The sequence below is a fragment of the Thermopirellula anaerolimosa genome (assembly GCF_054657335.1).
On the sequence record NZ_BAAHYX010000006.1, the window covers coordinates 1181007 to 1205710 of the forward strand.

General features: G+C 60.9%; 13 protein-coding genes. 6 read left to right on the forward strand and 7 right to left on the reverse strand.

Translation table 11 applies throughout. The features are described 5' to 3' along the window. Positions 1 to 51: 51 nt before the first annotated feature. Positions 52 to 2802, reverse strand: a complete 2751-nt coding sequence (locus tag ACYQ6J_RS10445) for a M16 family metallopeptidase (protein WP_460184125.1) — start codon at positions 2800 to 2802, stop codon at positions 52 to 54. A gap of 243 nt (positions 2803 to 3045) precedes the next feature. Between ACYQ6J_RS10445 and ACYQ6J_RS10450 the strand changes: the two genes are divergently transcribed. The 3 genes from ACYQ6J_RS10450 to dnaB all read left to right on the forward strand — a co-directional run bounded on the left by ACYQ6J_RS10450 (position 3046) and on the right by dnaB (position 6429). Continuing rightward, complete coding sequence (locus tag ACYQ6J_RS10450) at positions 3046 to 3639, forward strand: hydrolase (protein WP_460184126.1); 594 nt, start codon at positions 3046 to 3048, stop codon at positions 3637 to 3639. A 206-nt stretch (positions 3640 to 3845) separates the two neighbouring features. Beyond that, the gene (locus tag ACYQ6J_RS10455) at positions 3846 to 4754 is read left to right on the forward strand and encodes an SAM-dependent methyltransferase (RefSeq protein WP_460184127.1); all 909 of its coding nucleotides are present in this window, start codon (positions 3846 to 3848) and stop codon (positions 4752 to 4754) included. Positions 4755 to 4962: 208 nt separating this feature from the next. Continuing rightward, complete coding sequence (gene dnaB / locus ACYQ6J_RS10460) at positions 4963 to 6429, forward strand: replicative DNA helicase (RefSeq protein ID WP_460184128.1); 1467 nt, start codon at positions 4963 to 4965, stop codon at positions 6427 to 6429. Between the two features lie 95 nt (positions 6430 to 6524). Here the strand turns inward: dnaB and ACYQ6J_RS10465 are convergent, their stop codons facing one another. Further along, positions 6525 to 7565 (reverse strand): HDOD domain-containing protein, encoded by a 1041-nt coding sequence (locus ACYQ6J_RS10465; RefSeq protein WP_460184129.1) that lies wholly within the window; start codon positions 7563 to 7565, stop codon positions 6525 to 6527. A 624-nt stretch (positions 7566 to 8189) separates the two neighbouring features. Between ACYQ6J_RS10465 and nuoF the strand changes: the two genes are divergently transcribed. From nuoF to nuoE, 3 genes are all read left to right on the forward strand, one after another. Beyond that, complete coding sequence (nuoF, locus tag ACYQ6J_RS10470) at positions 8190 to 10373, forward strand: NADH-quinone oxidoreductase subunit NuoF (protein ID WP_460184130.1); 2184 nt, start codon at positions 8190 to 8192, stop codon at positions 10371 to 10373. Positions 10374 to 10459: 86 nt separating this feature from the next. Further along, a complete protein-coding gene (locus ACYQ6J_RS10475) occupies positions 10460 to 12229 on the forward strand; it encodes an NADH-dependent [FeFe] hydrogenase, group A6 (protein WP_460184131.1) in 1770 nt (589 codons plus the stop codon). Continuing rightward, the gene (gene nuoE / locus ACYQ6J_RS10480; protein WP_460184132.1) at positions 12226 to 12798 is read left to right on the forward strand and encodes an NADH-quinone oxidoreductase subunit NuoE; all 573 of its coding nucleotides are present in this window, start codon (positions 12226 to 12228) and stop codon (positions 12796 to 12798) included. The genes ACYQ6J_RS10475 and nuoE overlap by 4 nt, the downstream gene beginning before the upstream one ends. Positions 12799 to 12977: 179 nt before the next feature. Here the strand turns inward: nuoE and ACYQ6J_RS10485 are convergent, their stop codons facing one another. From ACYQ6J_RS10485 to ACYQ6J_RS10505, 5 genes are all read right to left on the reverse strand, one after another. Beyond that, positions 12978 to 14945, reverse strand: a complete 1968-nt coding sequence (locus ACYQ6J_RS10485; protein WP_460184133.1) for a HAMP domain-containing methyl-accepting chemotaxis protein — start codon at positions 14943 to 14945, stop codon at positions 12978 to 12980. 326 nt (positions 14946 to 15271) lie between these two features. Then, complete coding sequence (locus ACYQ6J_RS10490) at positions 15272 to 16570, reverse strand: FG-GAP repeat domain-containing protein (RefSeq protein ID WP_460184134.1); 1299 nt, start codon at positions 16568 to 16570, stop codon at positions 15272 to 15274. Between the two features lie 282 nt (positions 16571 to 16852). Next, a complete protein-coding gene (locus ACYQ6J_RS10495) occupies positions 16853 to 20986 on the reverse strand; it encodes a hypothetical protein (protein ID WP_460184135.1) in 4134 nt (1377 codons plus the stop codon). A gap of 931 nt (positions 20987 to 21917) precedes the next feature. Next, on the reverse strand, positions 21918 to 23042 hold the full coding sequence (locus ACYQ6J_RS10500; protein WP_460184136.1) for a hypothetical protein: 1125 nt from the start codon (positions 23040 to 23042) through the stop codon (positions 21918 to 21920). Continuing rightward, positions 23039 to 24430 carry a cytochrome ubiquinol oxidase subunit I gene (locus tag ACYQ6J_RS10505; protein WP_460184137.1) on the reverse strand — a complete coding sequence of 464 codons (1392 nt, stop codon included), beginning with the start codon at positions 24428 to 24430 and terminating at the stop codon, positions 23039 to 23041. Before ACYQ6J_RS10505 ends, ACYQ6J_RS10500 begins: the two co-directional genes overlap by 4 nt. Positions 24431 to 24704: the final 274 nt, after the last annotated feature.

Sequence of the window (24704 nt, forward strand, 5' to 3'; positions counted from 1 at the left end):
CGAACGATGTACGAACTCATACCGAGGACGAACCGTGAACGTGTAAGCCGCTCAGCGGGCGTCGCTCGATTCATGCGCCGCCTCGGGGGAGAGCGACGGCAGCGGCGAAGTCGTCGCCAAAATGGCGTGCCCCAAATATTTTCGGGCGACCGCGATCACGTCATCCAGCGTGACGGCTTCGATCCGGGCATCGAACGTCTTCTCGTAATCGAAGCCCAGCCCGTATAGTTCATTCAACACCGCTTGGAAGGCTTGGTCTCCAATGGTAGTGTTTTCTTGGGCGTGGTACGCCGTCAGAAGTTGCTTAGCGATCTCAAACTCCTTGGGATCGATACGGCCTTCCTTGGCTTGCGCCACGCGGCGCTCGATCCGCGAAACGACTTCCGCCAGCGATTCCGGAGAGGTTTGAGACATGATCACGAAGAAACCGGGCACCGGACCGGCGAACGTGGTGGCATGGACCATGTAGACCAACCCCTGTCCACGCAATTCCTCGTGGAGCCAACCTCCCGGATACCCGTATCCGGACATGATCGTATCCAGCACCTGAATGGCGGCATAGTCTTTTTCTTCGCGGACGGACGGCGCGGTGTATCCCAGGAAAAGAAATGCCGTCGGCTTCTGGGTTTGCAGGTGTTTGGCGACATCGCGCGGAATCGAATTGTCGCGATCGAAGGAAATCTCCGCGGATTTTTCGGCGGGTTTCATCGTGCCGAACCACTCCTGCACCAGGCTCAAGGCCGCCTGCGGCTCAATATCGCCGAAGACGGCCACGGCAGCGTTCTCCGGTACAAAATAGCGCGCGTGATGCTGCACCAGATCGTCGCGCGTCAGGCTTTCCACGCTTTCCCGTTTTCCTTCCGGCAGAAGGTGGAACGGTGAGGCCGGAGGCAACAAATCGCAAAACAGCTCCATGGTCTCGGCGTTGGGCGAGGCTTTGCGATTGGCGATCGCCGTCAGGGTAAGCTGCTTGACCTTGGCCAACTCGTCTTCCGGAAACGTCGGTTGGAGCAGGCACTCCGCGACGAGGCTCCCCGCCGACGAAAACTGATCGCGTACGGTCCAGAGCCGCGCCGTGAAGGTGTGCCGATTGGCGGAGAAACTGACTCGGGCGTCGTACGTGTCGAACAGTTCGGCGATTTCCCGCGCGGAATGGTTCACCGTGCCTTTGTCGAGCATTTGCGCGACCAGATTGGAACGTCCCGCCGTCTTGTCGTCGTCCACCAAATTGCCGCCCAGGATCGCCACCTGCATCGTCACCAGCGGCAGATTCGCTTGGCGTTTGAGAATGACCCGCAGGCCGTTCGGTAGGCGTACCATTTGGGCCGGGCTTTCTTCGGCGGCGGTCGCCTCGGTTTGTCGGACGGGCGACTTGCCGGGCGGGTAAATCGCTACGCGGTTCAGGCGTTGGGGCACGAAATAGCGACGTGCCGCCTCGCGGACCTGCTCCGCCGTTACCCGCTGAATCGCTTCCGTGTAGGCGGCGTCGAAGCGCGGATCCCCAGTCGCCAAGAATGCCCGACCTAGGCTGTCCGCCGAAGACTCCACCGTTTCCCGATCGAAAATCAGGTCGGCGGCCTTCTTCCGTTTAATGCGATCCAGTTCGGCCTGCGGGACCAATTCATCGCAAAGCCGCTGAATCTCTTCCATGACGATCTTTTCCGCCTCGGCTTCGTTTTCGACCGGGCAGTCCACAATCACCCCGAACCATCCGCGCACGTACGACGGAGTGGCGCTCGCCGCCGTAACGTTGAGCACCAACGGACGCTCGCGTTTGAGGCGGCGGACCAAGCGCGAGCTTTCTCCGCGAGTAAGAATCTCGGCGGCCACGTCCAGCGGATAGAGGTCCGGATCGCTCAGTCGCACGGTGGGCCAGGCCAGAACGAAATTGCAGGTTTCGCCCTCCATTTCGCGAATCGCTTCGCGGGGCGAGGTTTGCGGGGGCTCCTCCACCAGCGGCAGATACGTCTCGACGGACCGGCGACTTCCCCGATAGCACTCCGCCATGCGAGCCACCACGTCGGCAGTGTTTACGTCGCCGACTACTACGAACACCTGATTGTTCGGCACGTAACGCGAGCGATAGAAGTCGATGATGGCCTGGTTGTCGGTCTGGCTCAGCACGTCCAGATAGCCGATCACCGGGTGCCGCGCCGGGTGCTGAAGGTACAGCGTTTGATTCAACATCTTCCACAGCACGCGTTGCCGATTCGCCTCGCCGTCGGCCAATTCCTGCTTGACGACCTTCAACTCCCGCTCGAACTCCGCCGGTTCGAAGGCGATGTTTTGCATGGCGTCCGCCATCAACTCGATCACCTCCCCCGTGTTCTTGGCAGGGCAGTCGATGAAGTACGCCGTCATGTCGCTGGAGGTGAAGGCGTTCGTCTTTCCGCCGAAGCGGTCGATCATTTCCGCGATTTCCTTCTCGCTCCGGTGCGTCGTGGTCCCTCCCGATACCACGTGCTCCAGAACGTGACTCAACCCGGCGCCCAAGTGCTTACCCTCGTAAATGCTGCCGGTATTGCGGACGAAGCACCGCACCGTAGCCACGGGCGCCGTGTGATTCTCTTGGACCAGAATGGTCAAACCGTTGGACAGTTCGAAAAGGGATATTCCGTCGGGAAAGGCGACTTGCTTGGTAATCCTCGGGACTTCGGACACTTCAGCCTCCATGGGTGCTTCCGCGGCGGCAGGCGCTTCCGCGGCATTCAGGACATGGGGGACCGCCGTCAGCCCCCCGATCATTCCAACGATGAGCTTCGCGACAAAAATACCGCGCGACCGGGAAAGGAAACGCATCATACCAAGGTTTCTCCGTGGGGTTGGAGGGAGCGGTGCGGCCAAGATCATGGAAACCACCCTCCCAGGTCGACGACGCCCGAGGCGGAATGGAAAACGATCGTTTAACATTATTGGTTAGGCTAACCGGACTGCCAAGGGCGAGGCTCGATGGACGAATCGGGCAGCGGTCGTCTCGGGCCGTGCCTAAGGCGGTTGTTCAAAAGGGGAACCAAAGCCGAACGTCAGTATCGTAGGGAGTTCGTTATGAACCAAGATTCAGTCTTGCCGCGGAGTCCGGAATTGATGGCGCCAGGCGATACGGCCCTTCTGGTCATCGACGTGCAGGAGCGGCTTTTGCCCGCCATTCGAGATCGGGACCGATTGGTTTGGAACATTCGCCGTCTGATCGACGCCGCCAAGATTCTGAACGTGGCGGTCGCCGCCACCGAGCAATATCCCAAAGGGTTGGGCGCCACGGCCGCGGTCTTGGCGGAACGACTTGGTCCGCGGACGGAAAAACTGATGTTCAGTTGCCGCGAATGCACCGCGCTAGTGGAGAATTGGCGGCAGACCGGCATCCACCGCATCCTTCTCTGCGGTATCGAGACCCACGTATGCGTGCAGCAGACCGCCTTGGATCTGCTTGGCTTGGGTTTTCGCGTCTATGTGGCGACGGACGCCGTGGGGTCGCGATATGAGTGCGACTATTGGACGGCCCTGCGACGGATGGAATTATCCGGCGCCGTCTTGACGACCACGGAGTCCGCGATGTTCGAGTGGTGTATCCGCGCGGGCACGCCGGAGTTCCGCGAAATCAGCCGACTCGCCAAGGAACCCCCTCCCTCGGAAGTCGCGTGAGGCAAAAAGCTCGCTGGAACACGCCCCCGCGCCCAGCAGTTCGGTCCTCGGATGCCGGCGACCTTTCCGCCGCTTGCCCCGTCTTGCCGCTCGAAGTCGCTGGTAATACGATATGGATATTCGTATTACCCACCTGGGAACGCGATGAGAAGCAGATCGGGTTTCCAGGGCATCTCTCGGTCCTGCTGCTGAAAGGAGTTGCATCGATGTCGCTGACCAACCGACTGCGAGTCTTGAAGCCGACCCCTCGCGCCCTGGGGTGGGTGGTGCCGGCTCTGCTTTCGTGCGTCCTATCCGCCTCGGCGTGGGCGCACCCTACGCGATTGTTCCTGGTGGGCGTGGGACCGGGTGATCCGGACCTGATCACATTGCGGGCCATCGAAACCATCAAGAAGGCCGACCTCGTTTTCTGCACGGATGGCATCCAGGACAAGTTCAGCGAATACCTGGCGGGCAAGCAGGTCGTCACCGGTTACTGGCGTTTGTTCGAGTATTACGGGGCCGATATCGAGACCTTGCCGCCCGGCGAACGTCAGCGGGCCGAGGAATTGGCAGCCAAACGCAACGAATTCATAGCGCGGGTACGGCAGGCGATCGATCAGGACAAAACCGTCGTGATCCTGGACAACGGCGATCCCCTGATTTACGGACCCTGGGCCTGGTGTTTGGAGGAATTCGAGGACCTGCAGCCTACCGTCGTGCCGGGCGTGAGCGCCTTCAACGCCGGCAATGCCGCCATCGGCAGGGGGGTGACCAACGCATCCGAAACCAAATCCGTCATCCTGTCGGCCAACGATTGGCCGGGCAAGACGGATACGATCGACAAATTGGCTCAACTGCGGGCGACGATGGTGCTGTTTACGATGCGGGCGGATTTCAACTTCTTCATCGAGAAATTGAAGACGCACTACCCGCCCGAGACGCCCGTCGCAATCGTCATTCAGGCCGGTTACAAGGGCAAGGAACAGGTGATCCAATCCACGTTGGGAAAAATCCAACAGGAAATCGTCCCGGAACAGTTGCCATTTGAATACATGATCTACGTAGGCGATTTTCTGACGTTTCGCCACAAGAAGACCCCGGCGGCGACAGCGACTCACTCGCACTCACATTGATCCGGACATCCGCCGTCCGACGAACTAGAGGATGTATTGCGCTCGCCCCGAACGGGTGGGGCGAGCTTTTTTGCGCGCCGGATACACCCCGGCAAGATCAGCGGCACGACCTAATTCGGGTGAATTGCCGGACTCGGAAAGCGGCGGTAGATTTGCGTCAAGCGGATCGATTGACGGAAACGTCGGCCACTTCTTTTCGAGGTTTGCCGTGAGCGAGAACGGACGCGACAACAGGGTAAAAGGCTCGAATCGGCACGGCGGTGACGCTGCTCCATTCGGACGGACGCCGCCCCACAGCGACGAAGCCGAAAAGGCCGTACTAGGTAGCATTCTCTTGGATCCCCGGGTCTTAGACGACGTGGCCATCCGCCTCGTCGTCGATGACTTCTATCAGGACGCTCATCGCCGCATCTATGCGCGACTCTTGGCGATGCACGCCGAAAACCGCACCATCGACCCCATGCTGCTGGTCGAGGAATTGCGGCGCCACGGGGAATACGAGGCAGTGGGCGGGGCGGCCTATTTGGCCGAAATCGCCCAATCCGTCGCGGTGGCCTCGCATGCCGTCTATTATGCCGAGATCGTTCAGAACCACGCCTTCGTGCGGGCTTTGATTCAGGCCGGCACCGAAATCGTGCACGACGCCTTCCACCTCGAATTGGAGCCTCGCGATCTGTTGAATCGCGCGGAGGAGCGGATCTTTTCCGTCCGAGATCGCCGCTCCACCAGCGACATCGCCCCGATCGGCGACGTCTTGATGGAGGCGTTTCAACATCTGGATCACCGCATGGAGCACGGGGCGGGAACCGGCGTCCCCACCGGTTTTACCGATCTGGACAAGCTGACCGGCGGGTTGCACGAGTCGGAACTCGTCATTTTGGCGGCACGCCCCAGCATGGGCAAAACGGCCCTGGCGACCAACATCGCCGAATATGTTGCCGTCGACGCCGGCATGACGACCCTGTTCGTCAGCCTGGAAATGTCGCGATTAGAGTTGGTTCAAAGGATGCTGTGTTCCAGGGGCAAAATCAACGGACACAAGTTTCGCAGCGGATTCCTCTCCGCGGACGACCGGGAAAAACTGGTGAAAACGGCGGGCGAATTGAGTCGGGGACGCCTGCTGATCGACGATGCCCCCAGTCGGACCGTGACCGAAATCGCTGCGGTGGCGAGGCGGTTGAAACGCAAGGAGGACCTCCGCCTCATCGTCATCGACTATTTGCAACTGATCGAGGCCGACAACCCCAAGGATCCGCGACAAGAGCAAGTGGCCAAGATGACGCGACGACTGAAGACGCTTGCCCGGGAACTCAAGGCGCCGATCTTGTGTCTGGCCCAGCTCAACCGGCAGACCGAGGTCGCCAAGGACAACCGTCCTCGGTTGAGCCACCTTCGCGAATCGGGCGCCATCGAGCAGGACGCGGACGTCGTGATGTTCGTTCACCGCGAAGAATACTACCACACACTCGAAGAGGCTCAGTCCCAAAACCTCGTCGGCCTTGCCGAGGTCATCATCGCCAAGCAGCGAAATGGGCCGATCGGAGAGGTCAAGCTGACCTGGTTGAAGGACTTCACGCGGTTTGAAAATTGCGAAGTTGCGGACGACGGCGGTTATGCCGGTGATTACATCCCCGACGACTATGTCCCGCAAGATTACGGCGACGCCCCGTTTTGATGCTGCGTCTTGCCGGTTCGGCCGACCGGGCGATTGAGCGGCACCTGTATGCCGAAACGTCTCGCAGCGCCCTCGCGTCGCACGCACCGCAAAGGTCAGACTCCGAAATCTTGATCCAAGACCGCGGTCACGCCGTCGTAGTCGATGGCCGTATCGAGGGCCTCCTCGCGGAAGCGACTCGCGGCCTCCCGCCGCAAACGCCGGCAGTCGATCTCGCCCTCGATCCGCACGGCGAACATCTCGGCGGCGTCCGCGATATCGGCCTTGCACTCCATCGCCAAATCGATGAAACGGTCGAGATCGAAATCGAAATGCCGTTCCAGAAAGGCCTGGATTTGCGGTAGCAGTGGGGAGCCTGGGGTCCACAGGACGTCGGCCAGCAACGTCCCGGCGTACACCGCTTGATACAGGAGTTCGCTTCCCACGGGCGGGAGGTGATGATTCGCGGCGGCGATCGGCAGGGGGTTCGGAATACCCCAGCGTGCGAGCAACCGGCCTCCCAGTGCCGCGTGCGAGAAACCGTAACGATTCGTCTCCGCCTCCTGTAGCGTCGTACCGTGGGGATGCTGCGTGTAGATCTTGACGTACCGGTTGGTATCGACTTGCGCCAAGACCAGCACCCCCAGGTCCGCCAGAAGGCCCGCGCTATAGGCCTCGTCCGCAGCGTTCCGTTGTACTTCGCGACTGAGTCTCGCGGCGGCGACGGCGGCGGTGAGCGCGCGTCGCCAAAAATCGTCGTACACCTGCGCCGGAGTCCCGCGAGTCAAGCGGTCCACCAGACCGAAGCTGAGTACGGCCAAACGCAGAGACCGAGCACCCATCAACATAATGGCTTGGCGAAGGCTGGAGATGCGACGCGGCAGACCGTACGCCGCCGAGTTCACGAGCCTCAAGATCGAGGCCGTCAGCGCCGGGTCTGCCTCCAGGTGGCTTTCCACGTCCCGAACGTCGAACTCCGGGTCTTTCAGCAGATTGAGCACTCGCCAGGCGACCGTCGGCGACGAATGGAGTTCGTCCACGGCGTCCAGGAATGCGTCCATGGCGGCCTCCGTGGAATTGCGATTCTGATCGCAGGCCGATGCCCTCCGCGAAGACGGGGCCTTGTCGTTCGTCGGTCGCTTACTGGAGTCGGTCACAACGCCGTCCTCTTTCCAAACCACAGGTACTCGCCGGTGCCGGGAACCGTCATAAAAACTATAGCTTGCTCAGGAAGCCGACATCGCCGTAATCGTTCCGACCTCAGGGCAAGCCTCCGCGGCTTCCCAGGCATCCCCGACCGCACGCCATAGCGCCACGGCTCGCCGGGTGCGGCGTCCTGCACGGCATCCCGACCGATTGCTAAACTCCAAGGATGACAGGGTTTCGCGTTCGCCCTGAACCACCGGGCGACCAGGCCGCAATCCTCCATTTACGCGAGACTTTTTGGGGGAAAGAACCGACTGAATTGCGACTACGTAATAGCATTGTGGCGATCGGATTCGTTCGGCCGGCATCGCTTGCCAGCGGATTGCAGCGATGGTATGCCGGGGATCGGAGACGCCGTTTGGGAAAGTATCGTTCATAAGCAAATCGTCGCGCAATCTCGGCGGCCTTATTTTTCGAAGTCCATTCTGGTAAATTGGTGCGTGATTGCAGCAACGTTACGCGGCGTTGGAGAAAACCAAGGAAACGGGACTGCCGCGGCCTAGCAATCGGCAGGGGCGGCACGTCTTATCGGCGGCTGGATTGGAACGGGTTCGGCTCAAAGACGAGGAGCGACCGTGAAACAGCAAGTTTGGGATGTATTGCAGTCCATCCGGCAGAAATGCGAGGAGGTCGTCCGCGAGCGGACCGCCGGCGACCGCATTTTCATCCAAGTCGGTTCGGCGACTTGCGAGAATGCCGCGGGCGCAGTGGTGGTTGCCGAAGAGTTCCGCAAGCATATCGCGGCATCCGGACGCGACGACATCGTATTGCGCCGGACCGGTTGCACCGGGCGGTGCAGTCGCGAGCCGATCGTCAGCGTGTATCGGGCCGGGTCCATGCCCGTCAAGTACCAGCAAGTCACGCGCGACCTGGTTCATAAGATTTTCACCCAGCATGTCTTGAAAGGGGAACCGCTACTTGATCACGTCTTGGACGGGCCGATCGACGCCGTCAGCAGGTTCGAGATCCTCAATTGCGCTTCCTTGCGCTGCGGTTGGAAGGGGGAGAAGATTTGCGGCGGTCCCATGGCCAATCAGCTTCGCGCCATGGGCGTGGAACCGGAGGAATGCCGCGTCATCAACGCCAGTTGCTTCGGAGCTTGCTCGGCCGAGGAGGCCGGCAAACGCACGCACATCCTGGTGCGCCCCCAAAACGTGCTGTACCGCATCGAAACGTTGGCCGATCTGGAAGAAGTCGTGCGCGAGCACATCCGCGGGGGACGCATCGTGGAACGACTCCGCGTCCGCGATGAACCGGTCAGCCAAGACTTTTTCGAGTTGTACGGCGAGGTCGCCTTCTTCAACCGGCAAACCCGCATCGCCCTGCGGCACAACGGCATCATCGATCCCGAGAGTATCGAAGAATACGTGCATTACCGCGGATTCGAGGCCCTGGCGAAAGTCTTGAGCCAAGGCGATCCGCAATCTGTGATCGATGAAGTCATCAAATCAAAGTTGCGAGGACGCGGGGGCGGCGGTTTCGCCACGGGCGAAAAATGGGCCTTGGCGACCAAATCCCCCGAGAAAGTCCGCTACATCATCTGCAACGCGGACGAAGGCGACCCCGGCGCCTTTATGGACCGCAGCATGCTGGAGTCCGACCCCTTCAACGTCATCGAAGGGATGATCATCGGGGCCTTCGCCATCGGTGCACATCAAGGGTTCGTGTATGTTCGGGCCGAATACCCTCTGGCCGTCGAGCGGATCGATCGCGCCATCCGCAAGTGCCGGGAATGGGGGTTGCTGGGCAAGAATATCCTCAACTCCGGATTCGACTTCGATCTCAGCATTCGATTGGGGGCGGGAGCCTTCGTTTGCGGGGAGGAAACCGCCCTGATCCATTCCATCGAAGGCGAGCGGGGACAACCGCGGATCCGGCCTCCGTACCCCACCGAAGTCGGCTTATGGGGCAAGCCTACCGTCATCAATAACGTCGAGACCTTCGCCAACGTTCCCGCCGTCATCATCTACGGCGCCGATTGGTTCAGTCGTATCGGCAGCCAAGCCAGCGGCGGAACCAAGGTCTTCGCCTTGGCGGGGAAAATCAACCACACCGGGTTGGTCGAGGTGCCGATCGGCATCACCCTCCGCGAAATCGTCATGGAGATCGGCGGCGGATGCAGCGGCGGCACGGCCGTCAAGGCCGTTCAAACCGGCGGACCGGCGGGCGGATGCATCCCCGCGACCATGCTCGATCTCCGCGTCGATTTCGACACCCTGAATCGGGCCGGTTCGATCATGGGCTCCGGAGGCATGATCGTCCTCGACGAGGACGACTGCATGGTGGATATCGCCAAGTTCTTCACCGCCTTTTCCGAAGATGAATCTTGCGGAAAGTGCACTCCGTGCCGGGAGGGCACCAAGCGCATGATGGAGATTCTGGATCGCATTACTAACGGAAAGGCGGACGAGAGCGACTTGGACAAACTGGAACGCCTGGCGAAACTGGTGCGGCGGTCGTCGCTGTGCGGCTTGGGACGCGCCGCCCCCAACCCGGTCCTCAGTACGTTAACGCATTTCCGAGATGAATATCTTGCCCACGTCCGCGACAAACGCTGCCCCGCCAAGAAGTGTACCGCTCTGATTCGTTTCGAGATCGACGCCGAGAAGTGCGTCGGTTGCACCGCTTGTGCCCGGAACTGCCCCGTCGAGTGCATTTCGGGCAACCGGCGCGAGGTGCACGTCATCGATCAAGCGCGCTGCATCAAGTGCGGGCGATGCTTCCAGGTTTGCCGGTTCGATGCCGTTTTGAAATTGTAACAAGACATGCGGCGGGTGCGCCCTCGGAGGACGAACCCGCGCGGAGCAGTCGGTAAAGTTCGGGCGGCCCAGGGAAACCCTTGACCATGATTCGCAAACGCAAGAAGCAGATCAACATCACGATCGACGGTACGCCGCTGACCGTGCCCGAGGGAACCACCGTGATGCAGGCGGCGGAAAAACTCGGCATCCGCATTCCCCGCTTGTGCTACCACCCGGACTTGAGCCTGGCGGGTTCGTGCCGCGTTTGCATCGTCGAGGTCGAAGGGATGGGGGCATACACGGCCTCGTGCAGCGCCCCGGTTTGGGAAGGCATGTCGGTGAAGACCAACTCGCCCGCCATCCGCGAGGCGCGGCGCGACATCGTCGAATTGCTGCTCGACAACCATCCCATGGATTGCCAGACCTGCGATCGCGACGGCAATTGCGAATTGCAGAATCTGGCCTATTCGCTGGGCGTGCGGGAGCGACTGTTCGCCGGAGTCCGCAAGGACTTTCCCATCGACGACAGCAGCAGCGCCGTGGTCCGCAATCCCAACAAATGCATCCTTTGCGGGCGTTGCGTTCGGGTCTGCGCCGAGATTCAGGGGGTGTACAACCTGAGCCAACACGGTCGGGGGTTCACGACGCAAGTCGGCCCCGCCCATTTGGTCCGCATGGACGATTCCGTCTGCATCCAATGCGGACAGTGCATCAATGTCTGCCCGACCGCGGCTTTCCTGGAGAAATCCAGCGTCGAAGATGTCTGGAAGGCCTTGGCGGATCCCGAGATGCACGTCGTGGTCCAAACCGCGCCGTCCATCCGCGCGGCCATCGGCGAGGGTTTCGACCTGCCGCCGGGGACGCCGTGCACCGGCAAGATGGTCACCGCCCTGCGACTGCTGGGCTTCGACGCCGTCTTCGATACGGACTTGGGCGCCGACTTGACGATCGTCGAGGAGGCCCACGAGTTTCTGACGCGCCTTCAAGAGGGCGGTCCGCTGCCGATGATCACGTCCTGCTCGCCCGGGTGGATCAGCTTCATGGAGAAGTTCTATCCGGAGTTGATCCCCCACGCTTCGACGTGCAAATCGCCGATGAGCATGCTTTCGACGCTCGCCAAAACGTACTACGCCGAGCAGAAAGGCATCCCGCCCGAGAAGATATTCATGGTCGCCGTCATGCCTTGCGTGGCCAAGAAGTACGAAGCGCGGCGTCCCGAACACATAATGGAAAACGGCTTGCCGTACACGGATGCCGTGCTCACCACGCGCGAGTTGATTTGGATGATCAAATGTTACGGCATCAACTTCACCTCCCTTCCCGAGGGCGATTTCGACGCCCCGCTAGGCTTGGCGACGGGGGCGGGCGACATCTTCGGCACCACCGGCGGCGTGATGGAGGCCACCCTGCGAGCGGCTTACCATATCCTCACCGATAAGCCGCCGGAACGCCTGGAGTTCACCGAGGTCCGCGCCGTGGAGGGATTGCGCGAGACCTATGTCGCCATCGGCGAACGCAACATCCATGTCGCCGTGGCCAACGGACTCAACAACGCCAAGCAAGTTTTGGATAAGGTGACGGCGGGCAAAGAGAATTTCCACGTCATCGAGGTGATGGCCTGCCCCGGCGGGTGTATCGGAGGCGGAGGGCAACCCTATCCGCCGCCGCATTATCACGTCTTAGATCCGCAACTCCTCAAGAAACGCGCCTCCGCGCTCTACGCCATCGACGGTTCCAAGAAACTCCGCGAATCGTACGAGAACCCGGCGCTGGAGGAGATCTACGAGAAATTCCTGGGCAGTCCCGGATCGGAACGGGCGCACCAACTGCTGCACACACGCTATTCGCCGAAGTTGCCGCGAGGTATCCGATGAATTGCCAACACGCGTGTTCCACCGACAATTGGGCCGAAGTCAAGGCCGCCGCCGAACGGGTGCTGGGTGAAGACCTGGTCGCCTTCATCGAGCAATGCCGCGCGGAGCAAGACCCGCACAGCCAACTCATCGCCGTGTTGCATCGCGTGCAAGGCAAATTCGGTTTCTTGGGTCAATCGCAACTTGATGCCGTGGCCCAATTGCTCCAAGTGCCTGCTGCGAAAGTGTCGGGCGTCGCCAGCTTTTATCACTATTTCCGCTTGCAACCCCGAGGCAAGTTCATCATCAACCTGTGCCTGGGGACGGCCTGTTATGTCAAGGGAGCGGACCGACTGGCCGAAAAACTCTCGGACGAGTTGGGCATTCATTTCGGGGAAACCACCGGCGACGGCATGTTTACCCTGGAAGGCGCTCGTTGCCTGGGGGCGTGCAGTCTGGCGCCCGTGATGGTGGTCAACGACGACATGCACGGTTCGGTGACGCCCGACCAAATTCCCATCATCCTAGATCAATACATCAAAAAGGCTCGGCAGCAAGGCGAGGAAAAGAGCCAACCGGCAAGCCCTTAAACGGCACGAACCCGGGCCGATTGCTCAATCACCCTGGGTTCATTGCTTGCCCGCTTTATGCTCGAGCGGGCATTTGTTTCGCCATCACAGCTAAGCGGTCGCCGAAAGCAAACAGCTTCCGGCGACCGTGTTAGGTGTTAGGATCGGTTGATGCGGCCTCTACTACTGCGTGCGATTTCTCATGCACCGGCCCCATGAAGGACCGGCCGAATCTTGAATCGACCGACGATTCGGCTCAATGCGTCCGCCTGCGACCCCAATTCTTCGCTACTGGAAGCCAGTTCCTCGCTGCTAGAGGCCGTGTGATTCACAATATCGGTGATACCCGCCACAGCGCGCGCAATCTCTTCCGCACTTTCGGCCTGCACCGCAGCGGCTTCGGCGATTTCGCCGATCTTGCCCGACGTGTTATCGACGGCGGCAACGATGTCGTGCAAAGCCTTCGCGACGGCTTGGCTCAACTCCGCGCCTTGCTCGACGCTTTCATTCGCGCGTCGGATGAGCTGAGATATTTCGGCGGCGGCGCGGTTCGCGCGTTCCGCCAATTTTCGGACCTCATCCGCAACCACGGCGAAGCCCATTCCATGCTGCCCGGCGCGAGCCGCCTCGATGGCCGCATTCAGAGCCAACAGATTGGTTTGCCCGGCTATCTCGGAAATAACCTGGATGATTTGCGAGATTTGCCGGGCATTCTTGCGAATGTCGTCCATGGCTTCCAAAGATTGGTTTACCGCCTTTTCGCCGCGTTTTGCCGTCTCCTCGGTCTCCGTACCGAGTGCTCGCGCCGCTACGGCAACCCTCTTGACATCCGCCACCGAGGCCGCCATTTGCTGCATCGAGGCGTTGATCTGCTCCACGCTGGCGCTTTGTTCCTGCGAACCGGAAGCCAAAGACTGAGAGGCGTCCGACACGATCTTCGCCCCTTCCCGAAATTGCTCGGTCGTGGACGCCACGTCCGCAATAATCAACTCCAGCTTGTCACAAAAAGTATTGAACCATCGCCCCATCTCTCCCAGTTCGTCGTGGCTCGACACGCTCAAACGCTTCGTAAGGTCCCCTTCTCCCTCCGCCACGTCCTTGAGCATGGCGACCACGCCGCGGACCGGGCGAATGACGCTCAACGCCAGAGATATTCCCGCGACGAGCGCCAGGGCGAATGCAACAACGGATGTCCCGACGATCAGGGTTTTCGCCGACCGGGCATTTTGCATGCCCTCCGCCACCGTTCGATCGGCGATCTTCTCCTCCGCGGTGATGAGTTGATTCAAAAGAGAATCCGCCTTCATCTGCTTTTCCTCGGCGTCTTCCATGACCAGCCGAACGTACGCATTCTCGCTTTCCCGCGCGCTGTGTCCCAAGGCGGCCAGCTCCTCGAAACGCGCGAGTACGTCGTTCATCGCGTCGCAGGCATCTTTGAACGTTTGTAATGCCGCGTGGTCCTGTCCGGCTGCTTTCAATCGTTTGATCTCGGCCACGGCCGCATGAAATCGACGGTCAACCTCGGCCTGCTCGCTCACAATGCGCCGGATGGTCGGGTTTTGAGTCCGAAGTTGCGCAATCCATTTTCCAAAAGCGCAGCTCGCGTAATCCTCGCCTCCTTCAAACGCGGTTCCGGTGAGTAATAACGCCTGTGTCTTGGCCAGCAGTTCGTAATGTTTTCCTCGCAAATTCTCGATTTGATACAGAAAGTCCGCGGGGTCGCCCACATCCAGCGACCGGATTTCGCGGCATTGGTCGAGACCCGCGTTATTCAAATCTCGCCATTCGGCAACCGCCGACTTGAATTCCTCCCAAAGCCGTCGCATATCGTCCGTTTGAATAACGGCCTCGAATTTCTCACACTCGGCTTGATAGGTTTTTCTCGCTGCCGCGATGTCCTCGAATTGCCGCTGCCAATCGGCATCGCTGAGCTTCTGCGTTAGAAGCGTTCGCTGTGCAATGCGCAGTTCCTCGAACGCCGATTTCACTCCTTTGAGAGAGTCTATCGAAGGCAGTATGGTTTGGGACACAGTATCGGAGCAGCGTTGAAAACCCGTCAAAGCCCAATAACCGATTCCGCCCACCAAGGCGGACGCCGACGCGACCAGACAGAACCCTCCGATCAATTTACTCTTGATCGTTAGGCGAGAAAAAAGACTGTGCGCCATGATTCACCTCCTTCTTCTTGCCGCGAGAAAAGGGGAATGGCCCGTGAGACCGCCGCTTGGAAGATGCCAAGCGTCCGAAAGAAAAAGACGGAGCTCGCCCGAAGAAGGTAGTGACTGCTGCTGGAAGGCGAAAGTCCCGTGTGCGAGAATGACGACCGGGTTATTTGTTAGAAGGGACTAATGAAACCATAGAATATTTTTGCGGAAGGGGCAACTGATTTTTACTACGTCGTAATGTCTTCTCACGTGGTCGCACAAAGAACTTCGGTCGCGTTCAAAACACTACCGTGGCGACTTATACGCGACCGTGAAGATCATCGCGAGCGTCACTTTGCTCTTGAACGACCGCCGTTCAACAAGATTTCCATGAGCGGCGCGTTGTGGTGGTACGGTTTGACGAGGATATCGAGGCGACCGTCGCCGTTGACGTCGGCAAGCCTGCCTTCGTGGATACCCTGGCCCGTGCGGATGATCTCCTTTCGGAAGCCGCCTCTGCCGTCGCCGAGCCATACGAGGATGCGGGCCTGATCGCCCGCCCCCGGCGATCCCATTTCGCCGATCAGGATGTCGAGGTTGTCATCCCCATCGAGGTCGCCGATCTCGCAGGTGTGACCGTGCACCACGTCCCCCAGCGAATGGGCTTGCCAACCCCTGCCGTCGAATTCGTACCACCGGGCCTCGCCGTCGGTGTCGCCCGGCAAAAAGACGATTTCCGGTCGCCCTCCCGCGACTAATTGCCCGGCCGCGCATTGGGTAAACCGCATGCGGTCATCGATGATTTCGCAGTCGAAGGCGTCCTCGCCGCGGTATCGCAACCATCGCCCGCCGCCTACGATGTCCAACACTCCGTCGCCGTCCACGTCCACGGGGTACGAAGGAAAGCCCTCCAACTCCGGACCGTCCTGCCAGCGATAAATTACCCGTGCCGACCAAGGTGTTTCCACACGCGGATCGTCCGGCGGCGTAAACAGCAGAAGACTTTTGGCGCCTTGATTCCACGACAGCAACTCGGGACGCCCGTCGCCCGTAAAATCTCCAAACGTCTGATCGTGATGCTTGCGTCCCCCTTGGACCTTGATGAGCCGCCGTTTCCAGGGCTTTTCGAAATGGGGGTCCGGATTCTCCCACCACCACATCTCCGTGCCGGAGGCATCTTGGCCCAAGATCAGGTCGGGATCGCCGTCCCCGTCCAAATCGGCCGCGACGCCTCCCGCCTCGGGTCGCAGTGCGCCCGCCTCGATGACGCGGCGTTCCCAAGTCGTGCCGGTCGATCGATACCACACGATGCCCGGCGATCGGGTCCGCTCACCCACCGCAAAATCGAGGATCGAATCGCCGTCGAAATCGGCGACGACCAAACACGTTTGTTGATCGCCTTCGTTCGGCGGCGGAAAATCTCCCAAACGACTGCTTTTCAGCGTCCAGGAGTCATAGGCTGGTTCATCGGCGGTCGCAACAACCGCAACGCAACTGCAAGCGAACCATGACAACGCCAATGGGCCGAGGAAGCGCATCCTCGACCGCGGTTCGCTCAAAGGCCGAGCGATTCCCCGAAGCCACGATGACGCGACGGCGCGGGCGCTTTGGGCGCTGCAAGACGGCGGAAAAGGCTTTTTGTCGTGCATGGCGGTTCCCCACGTTCGTCGTAACTATTCAATTCGAATTCGCAAAGCCAGACAGGCTCGAACCTGTTCGGCGTTTGGGATGGTGCTATTGACCGGATTCAGTCTATCGCCGCTCAAGGCGCCTCCAAGAGCCTCTCGACTTTGGACGCACCCGGCCCTCCCGACAGCGCGGAACACGTCGAAATATCGACGGCGTAGACAACGCGGCGCAGCAAAAAGGGCCGTCGGCGGTCAAACCGGCGGCCCCCGTCTCAGGAGGGAGGGGAAGGATTCGAGTTTCAACTACGGCGTGGTAATGCCGAGCTTTTCTTCCTCTTCTTCGGGGATGATGATCCGCGGCGTGACCATCATCATGAGGCTTTGGGTTTCTCGGCCGACGCTGGCGTTCTTGAAGAGCCGATTGACGTACGGGATCTTCGAGAGCATCGGCACGCCGAACTCATTACGGCCTTCGCTCAGCCGCTTGATACCGCCCAAGAGAACCGTACCACCGTCCGGAACGCTGACCGTCGTGTTGACGGACACCGAGGCCACGGTGGGCAATTGGACGGTGCTGCCTTGCCGCGTGGTCGTGCGGTTGCGGCTGTTCTTGGTGTTGTCGTTCGGCTCGTTCTGGTTCCCTTCCGCCGAGGTCGTCTCGGTCGTCGTCTCCGAACCGGTGAAGGTGAACTGATTCACCTCTTGGATTCGGGCGAAGTAGGGGATGACCGTCATGCGGACGAACCGGCGATCCTGGGAGACCACGGCCTGCACCGTGAGGAACGTGCCCTCGGAGACCATCACGACCACCGGTTGCTGAGCGGCGGCGAAGTCACCGACCACCGGGATGATTCCCATCACGAAGGGGCTGGTGGATTGGTCGGAAATCGAGGCGTACTGGCCGTTGAAGAGCGTCACCTTGGGCGCTTGCAGGACGTTCGATCGGCGATCGCCCTGAGCCGCTTCGATGAAGAAGTAGGCCTCGATCTCGCTCAGGATGGCGAATCCCAATTGGGCGCCCGCCGTGCCGTCATAGCCGCCGAATTGCGGCGTGGCCAAGGCGAAACTGCCTTGCCGGAACGGGATGTCGAGGTCGGCGCTGAAGCTGGCCGGGGCACCCAAGCCCACCGGAGCGCTAAGCCCCACCGTCACGCCGCGGCTGTTATCCTTGTCGTTCAGATCACGGACCTCAGCGTCGTCATTCGCCGGGTCGGCCGGCGTCACGATCTGACCGAACGTGACACCACTTTTACCGTCGATCTTGTCGTTCAGGTCGAAGTCGAAGTCAACTCCGATCCGTTCGAAGAAATTGTCGTTAAGGGTGATGAATCGCACCTCGACGGTCACTTGCAGGTCCTGCATTCGGCGGAGTTGCTCCAACAGATCCGCGATCTGCTCGTGAACCTCCTGCGTGTTGCTGATGACCAAGCTGAGGTTGGTGGGGAATGGCGAGATGGAGCCCGGACCGCCCTGTGCGTCCCAACTGGTGGGATCCACCGTGGTTTGGATCAGCTCGATCAAGCTGTCGAAGTCGGCGAGAGCGGCACCGCCCATTCCGCCGGCCCCCGCCCCGAACGGCACGTTCGCGCCGCCCGGCAGAGCGTTGGCCGTGGATTGAGACATCTGGGCCAGAATGGCCGGGTTGATGACGGCCGAGACGCGTTCCCCGCCTCGCGAGGCGAGCACCGTGTTCGGCGTGGAACCGGCCGAGGCCACGCCCGCTTGCCGCATCGCGTTTGCATAGGCTGCATCGAGCGGCATCCCGCTTTGGATGAAGTTCGGGATGGGGCTGACCAGATCGGCTACGTCGTAGGCTCTGGTGAAGACTACGCCGCGCGTCATCTGCTCGCTGGTGATCTTCAGCACGTCGTCTTGGATGACGTACGAGAGGTGCAACGGTTGCAAGATGAGGTTCAGCGCGCTTTTCAGCGAAACCTCCTGATTCAGCTTGATGGTTACCGGGGTGTCCGTCGAGACGCCCTCCGCCGCCAGTCCGTTCGGATCGATGTGCATGTTGACGTCCGTCAGCTTGCTGAGGTAATCGATCACTCGCGACAGCGGCGCCGCATCGAATTGCAGCATCACCAGGAATGAGAGTTGGCGCTCGATTTGCAGTTCAGCTTCGGAACGTTTCAAACGGCTGTCGGTCCTCTTCGCCCGCCGATCCGTCAACTGCTTCCATTCCGTGGCGTCCGGCAGCAGGAAGGGGGTGGAGTCGTCGAAGGGCACGGAAGAGCGATCCACCGAAGCCAACGTCGCGAGGAAGGCCTGCTCCTTTTGATCCTTGAGGGCCATGTTCTCGCTGTATTGCCGGATGAATCGGGCGTTCAGCACCAGTTGCTGGGTGACGGGGTTCTCGGGGTCGAGTTCCGCCGCACGCTTCGCCACGACTTCCGCCTCCGCGAATCGCTGCTGGCTGATGAGTTGGTTGTACTCTTGCACCATCTCGGCCAGCTTGCTCTGCTTGTCGAAAGTTCCCAACCGGGTCTGCGTGATGGAAGCCTCGACCTCGGCATTCTTCTTTTGACGGTCGATGATGGGCTTGTTCTGCTCGACGTAGCGATCGATTTCCGCCAGTCGGGCATTCAAGCGCCGCAGGAGTTGATCCCTCGCCGCGGAATCGACGGAGGCCGTCTCGATCTTGCCTCGCATCAACTCCAAAATGTTCCGGCTTCGCGCGGGATCACTGTCCAGCAGGCTCAGCGCTTGCGACTCCTTTTGAGCCAATTCCGCGGAAAGTTGTCGCGCGATCATCTGCTGCTGCATCGTGATTTCCGACGCTTCCTGCACCGTCTGGTAGCTCGTTCGCGCGGCGTATTGTTGCAGCACGTCTTGGACCCGTTGGACGGTCACGGGATCCATCTCGGCGAAGTAAGCCGTCGATTGGCGGAAGTATTCCATGGCGGTCGCTTCATCGTTGCGCCGCAGGGCTTCCTCGGCTTGCCGGACCAGCATCATGCCGCGACCGGGAACGGCGGCCTCGGCTTGGAAGGGGCCGGACGGAAGGCCGGGCTGGACCGCCGAGGCCGGCACGTTGCGGGTGGCATCCGCGCTGGGGTTGTAAACCGCCGCCGCGGCGACGTTGGGAGCGCCGAAGTTCCCCGAGGCCGGCACAACGCCCTGCGCAGCCGCCGGGACCACGCCGGCCGCCGACTTGGCTTGTTGCACCGCGGCCAACATGCGGCTGGGGCTATCCTCCCCGGGGCCGAAGGCCGACTCCGGAAGCTGGAACGAAGCCGCCTGCATGGCATAGGTCTCGGCCGTGCTCCAGTCTCCGGCATTCAACGCCCCCCGAGCACGGTTCAGAAGATCGGCGGCGCGCTGCTTGGCCGCCAGGGCATAACCGGGAGCGGTCGAGGCCGCGTCCGGAACGCTCACCGGACTGCGACGGCGGCGTTCTTCGGCCACGCGATCGAGAATCGTCTCCGGTCGTAGTTCGAAGGGGCTGAAGCTAATGCCTTGCTGCGCTGCGAATTGAGCCAGACGCTCGGCCTCGTTGAGATCTCCCCAGCGAAGCAATCCGTCCGCCTGCTCGAGCAGCAACTTGGCGTACAGCCGACGCCAGCCTTCGCTTTGACCTCGCTCGGCCTTTTGAGCCATGAGGTCCTGATGCGTGCGGATCAGAGTCTCAATGCGTTCCGGCGAGTCTTCGAATCGACCGTAGGTCAACCCTAGTGAGCGAATCTGCTCCACGTGGCGTTGCGCGGTCTTGACGTCCCCCAGGGCCAAGGCCCGCCGGGCTTCCAGCAACCATTGGTCGCTCTGCTTCTGGGTGGGCGATTTGGTTTCCGGAGTGATGCCGGGCGGGGTCATCGAGGTCATTTGGCCCACCGGCGGAAGCGGCGTCATAGGCGCTCCGTTCGGCGAACCGGCCTGAGCGGTCGCGTTAGGATCGTATCCCATGCGGCGGAGATCTTCGGCCAGCTTAGCCGGCGAATCCTCATCCGGCGAGAACACCGCCGAAACGCTCACCGCGGCACGGTACCAATTGGCGGCGTCCTGCACGTCCCCCTTCGCCAGCGCCAGCCGACCGTTTCGGAGGTAGGTCTTGGCGAGGCTCTTGGGATCGTCGGCGCTCAATCCCCGGGCATCGAAGGGAGTTTGCCCGGGAGCGGGAGCACCGGCGGAGGAACGAGCCGCCTCCAAACTTCGGCGCACCTTGTTCGGCGTGTCTCCCAGGTGCATCGGCGGATATTGGACGCCCAGGGCTTCCGCCTGGCGGATCAGCAACTCCGCGCCCTGGTAGTTTCGTTCGGCGATGGCCTGCTTGGCACGCTTCAGCAAATCGTCGCTCTGCCGACGCAAGGCGTCGGCGTCTTGGGCGGGCTGCGTCGTGCCGAAGTCGGTACGTCCTTGTCCGATCGCCCAGGGTGCCGCCATCAGCAGCCCCAGGCCGACGGCAGCCATGCCGGTGAGGATGCGCACTGTCGTTTTCAACCCAGTTCTCCTTTCGAGACTCGCAGGACTCCGTTCCGCGCCTCGGTGGCGGCTGTCCCAGCCAAGATTACTTCGGTGTCCGTAACGCTCCGACGGCATAGGGGTATCGCCTCCATGCGATGCCTTCGTCGCCGCAATCTCCCCGAGCCTGTTCCCTCGCAAGGCTCGCTTCGACGGGCGGAGATTCGGTGAATTCGCCATTCCGACACAGGGTCGGTGCGGGACAAATACTTGAATGGTGTTATTGGGTCAAGGCTGATTTCTCTGAATTTTCCGCGGCCCAAGCGATTTCGTTCCCGCGTGCATCCTCTTACGAACCATCATCTGCGGAACCGGTCGCCGCCGCTCATGCCTTCGTCCTTTCGGCTCCACGTGCAGCCATGGGATGTCGCTCGTCGTGCCCGGCGGAGCGTGCTTTCTCTCGTCGCTCGACCGATAGGCCGCGCCTCTTCGCCGTTCACGACGACATCTTCTTCGTCGCACGCGGAAACGCTCGCTCACGCCGTTTAGGCCCCTCTCGCTCAACTCCTCGCTTCGCTCTTAAGACCGGACGCGTCCAGTCGCGGAGGCTCACCCTTCGCTAGTGAAATCCCCGGTCCACGGAGCAAACAAGATCGAAGGCGTCGATCCGGCAAGAGGGCGGAAGAATACAAGTCTCACCGAGAGCTGTCAACGCCGATTCGAAGAGTTCGCAAAAAAGAAAGGATGTCTTATCGCACTATAGAGCGGACAATCTAGCGCGAACGCCCCAAGAACGCAGGAAGCGCCCTGAGACATGGCGGTTCGGCCATCGCCGTGCCGACAGAGTGCCGGCAAGGCCGCAGAGGGCGCTCATCGCGCATAACGCGACCATGTAGCGAGTAGCTATGTTCGCCGTAGGGTTCGCCGAGAAGAAACGTTCGCCGAGGCTAGCGATCACCGCCTGCGCAGGTCACGGCGAGGACGCCTTGACGCATCGCACCACCTGCGCGAGCATCCAACCGATCACCGCGACGCCCAGCACGAACGTTACCAGGAACAAGACCATCGGTCCCCAGTCGGGGCTTTGCGGAACCTCCCAGACCTTGCCGTACGGGGCGATTTCCAGATTTTGCACGACCTGCCGACTAACCGCGTTGAGCGCCAGGACGACGATTTGCGATCCGCCCACCGCACCCGCCGCAACGACGTCCGCGGCGCGATTTCGGAATAGCGTCAAGACCGCAACCGGCAAGACGGGAGAAACGGCCGTCAGGACGGTCAGCGGCAATCGCGAGCCCGAGGTCATGTACGACAGCAGGTCGCGAGGCCAGGTTCCCCAGACGTAAGCGGCGCCCGCTGCGGTCGTGACGACCACTCCGACTAGGCCCAAACGCCACGCGAATCCCGCGGCCCACAGGCGGTATTCGTTCCGATCGGTCTTCACGAAGCACGCGGCGTCGACCACGGTATAAGCGGCAGTGGTCAGCATGGCCAGACCCAGCATCAACGACCATCGCAGCCACAGCGAGGAATCGGCGAAATTGTGGGCCGTTCCCGTCGCAGCGCCGGCGACGTTATGCCCCAGCCAAAGCGGCTTCCAATGATCGGGCGACGCCATCAACGAAAAGCCGTTGCAGAAAAGCAATCCCATCACCAGGAACAACCCCGCCGCGATCCATCCCGCCGCATACCGCCACAGCTGCATGGCCTGGGTCTTCGCCTTGAGTCCGAAAGCGAAGGCATAGACTCCGTAGTAGGCGAAGATCAGCAGAATGACGATGGAAAACCAAAACCAAGCCGTCAGAATGGTGGCGGGGTAAAAGGCCCAAGGGTACGCCACTTGAATGAAAAGCAGCGGCACGATGCCGAAGTTAACGCCGAAGGCCACGATGACCGGCATCTGCGTCCCGATGCGTTCGGCCCACTCTCGGGCGTGCCCGGCACGTTTGTAAAACAGCACGGCCAACACCATGCCCACGAACCAAAGATTCATGGGCACCATGTGCAGAATGAAACCCAAGACCTTGAAGAACTGCACGAACCAGAACGGCGCCGGCATTGCCGGCAAGGCGGATGTATCCAACGATTCGATCATCGTTTGGCCTCCAACTGCTCCAAGTTGGGATAGATGCCCTTGGGACGCTCGGGCCGGAGCGTCCACAAATAGTCGGTCACCAGTTCCGCTTCTTCGCGCGTTCCCGACCAAGGAGGCATGAAATAGTGGGTTTCGTGCAGGTGCGAAACCATATCCACCAGCATCTCGCGAGACCGCCCGAAAAGCACGGGACCGACCGCCGAGTAACCCTGCCGCTCGGCGTGGCAGTCATTGCAGTGGTGCATGAAAATCAGGCGACCCGCCAGGACGCGGTCCTCCGGTTTCAAATCGAGCAGCTTTCGCGAATCGACTCGGTCGCCTTGCAGGGCTTCGGGGAAGCGTTCCTTCACGTACTCGCGCGTCCATCGACCGCTTTGCAGGAACCCGGCGGCCCGAAAGGCCGGCACCTCCTCCTCCAAGATTTGATTGCCCAAAACGACGTTGTACACCACGTAGGGTTTGCGGACGGCCTCTCGAATGAATTCACCCGTACTGAAAGCGGCCAGTCCGAACAGGAACAGCGCTAGGGCGAATCCGGGACTCATCCACTCCGGGTGACGATACGGCCCGAGATACAGCAGCAGAAAGACCGCCGCCGTCAGGGCGAAGATCAGCACCGTCAGTACCGTCAAGACCGCCGCCGCCTCCAAGGCCATCCTCGCCGAATCCGGAAGCATGGCGAACCAACCGATGCCGCCCAAGGTGATCATTACGGCCCCAAGCAGCGCCGGTCGCGTCGATCGCCGGACGATCAACTCGCGAAGGCCCGACTCCTTGAGCGTCCACGATGCATGCACGTAGACGTAGAGGGAGGTCAGCAGGATGGCGCCGCCGGTTCGCGAAATCGTCTGCGGGAGGAATTGCGGATTGAAAAACCCGCTCCAAAACGTGCGGTGCTCCAACCAAGAACCGGGATTCAGCATGAAGGCTGTGATTCCCGTAATCAGCACCAGGCTGATCCACGCCGCGCCTGCGTAAATCCACGCGATCGCCACGTGCGTCTTCGGTTCCAATTTGCCCCAGAAATAGTAGAAAATGAACGCCGCCGAAAGCTCGATGACAAAAAAGACCCATTCCGTCGCCCAACCAAACACGAAGTTCCGGATCAAAACTTCCGTGGCCAGCGGCGAGGCCAGACCGATCGTCCACCAGATTCCCACCCCGGATATCGCGCCGAAGACGACGGTCAGCAGGATGAAGAAGGGGGCGTGACGCCGCAGATATTCGAGGTAATCTCGATTGCCCGTGCGGTAAGCGAAACCGGTTTCCACGGCGAAGAACAATCCGCCCCCCACCGCGTAGTGCGAGACCAGCACGTGCAAGACCGAAACCACGGCAATGAGCATCGGTGCCGTAAGCTGGGGAACGTACCACCAGGGATAATGCATGGTTGAACCCTTGCTTCGTAACCTGGGAATCTTCCGCCGCGGGATGCCATGGGACCGGCGAGCCCCGCTCATCATAGCACCGGCGATTCGGCGAACCGGTGGGCGTTTTGCGACGCTTCCGTTATGATAGCCCGTCAAGACCAAATCGCCAGACGGACTCTTGACGAGCGAGCCTTGCGGAAAACGCCGTCGCTCAACCCGCAACGGCGTGCATCGCCGTGCGGGCGTATACAAGAAAACATGGCTGTTCGGCATTGAGCCGAGCAGGCATGGC

What these genes read in the sequence shown, in the direction of transcription:
- ACYQ6J_RS10455 (WP_460184127.1), top strand. Translation starts at nt 3,846, where the DNA reads ATGTCGCTGACCAACCGACTGCGAGTCTTGAAGCCGACCCCTCGCGCC.
- ACYQ6J_RS10500 (WP_460184136.1), bottom strand. Translation starts at nt 23,042, where the DNA reads ATGATCGAATCGTTGGATACATCCGCCTTGCCGGCAATGCCGGCGCCG.
- ACYQ6J_RS10475 (WP_460184131.1), top strand. Translation starts at nt 10,460, where the DNA reads ATGATTCGCAAACGCAAGAAGCAGATCAACATCACGATCGACGGTACG.
- ACYQ6J_RS10505 (WP_460184137.1), bottom strand. Translation starts at nt 24,430, where the DNA reads ATGCATTATCCCTGGTGGTACGTTCCCCAGCTTACGGCACCGATGCTC.
- ACYQ6J_RS10450 (WP_460184126.1), top strand. Translation starts at nt 3,046, where the DNA reads ATGAACCAAGATTCAGTCTTGCCGCGGAGTCCGGAATTGATGGCGCCA.
- nuoE (WP_460184132.1), top strand. Translation starts at nt 12,226, where the DNA reads ATGAATTGCCAACACGCGTGTTCCACCGACAATTGGGCCGAAGTCAAG.
- ACYQ6J_RS10445 (WP_460184125.1), bottom strand. Translation starts at nt 2,802, where the DNA reads ATGATGCGTTTCCTTTCCCGGTCGCGCGGTATTTTTGTCGCGAAGCTC.
- ACYQ6J_RS10490 (WP_460184134.1), bottom strand. Translation starts at nt 16,570, where the DNA reads ATGCACGACAAAAAGCCTTTTCCGCCGTCTTGCAGCGCCCAAAGCGCC.
- ACYQ6J_RS10485 (WP_460184133.1), bottom strand. Translation starts at nt 14,945, where the DNA reads ATGGCGCACAGTCTTTTTTCTCGCCTAACGATCAAGAGTAAATTGATC.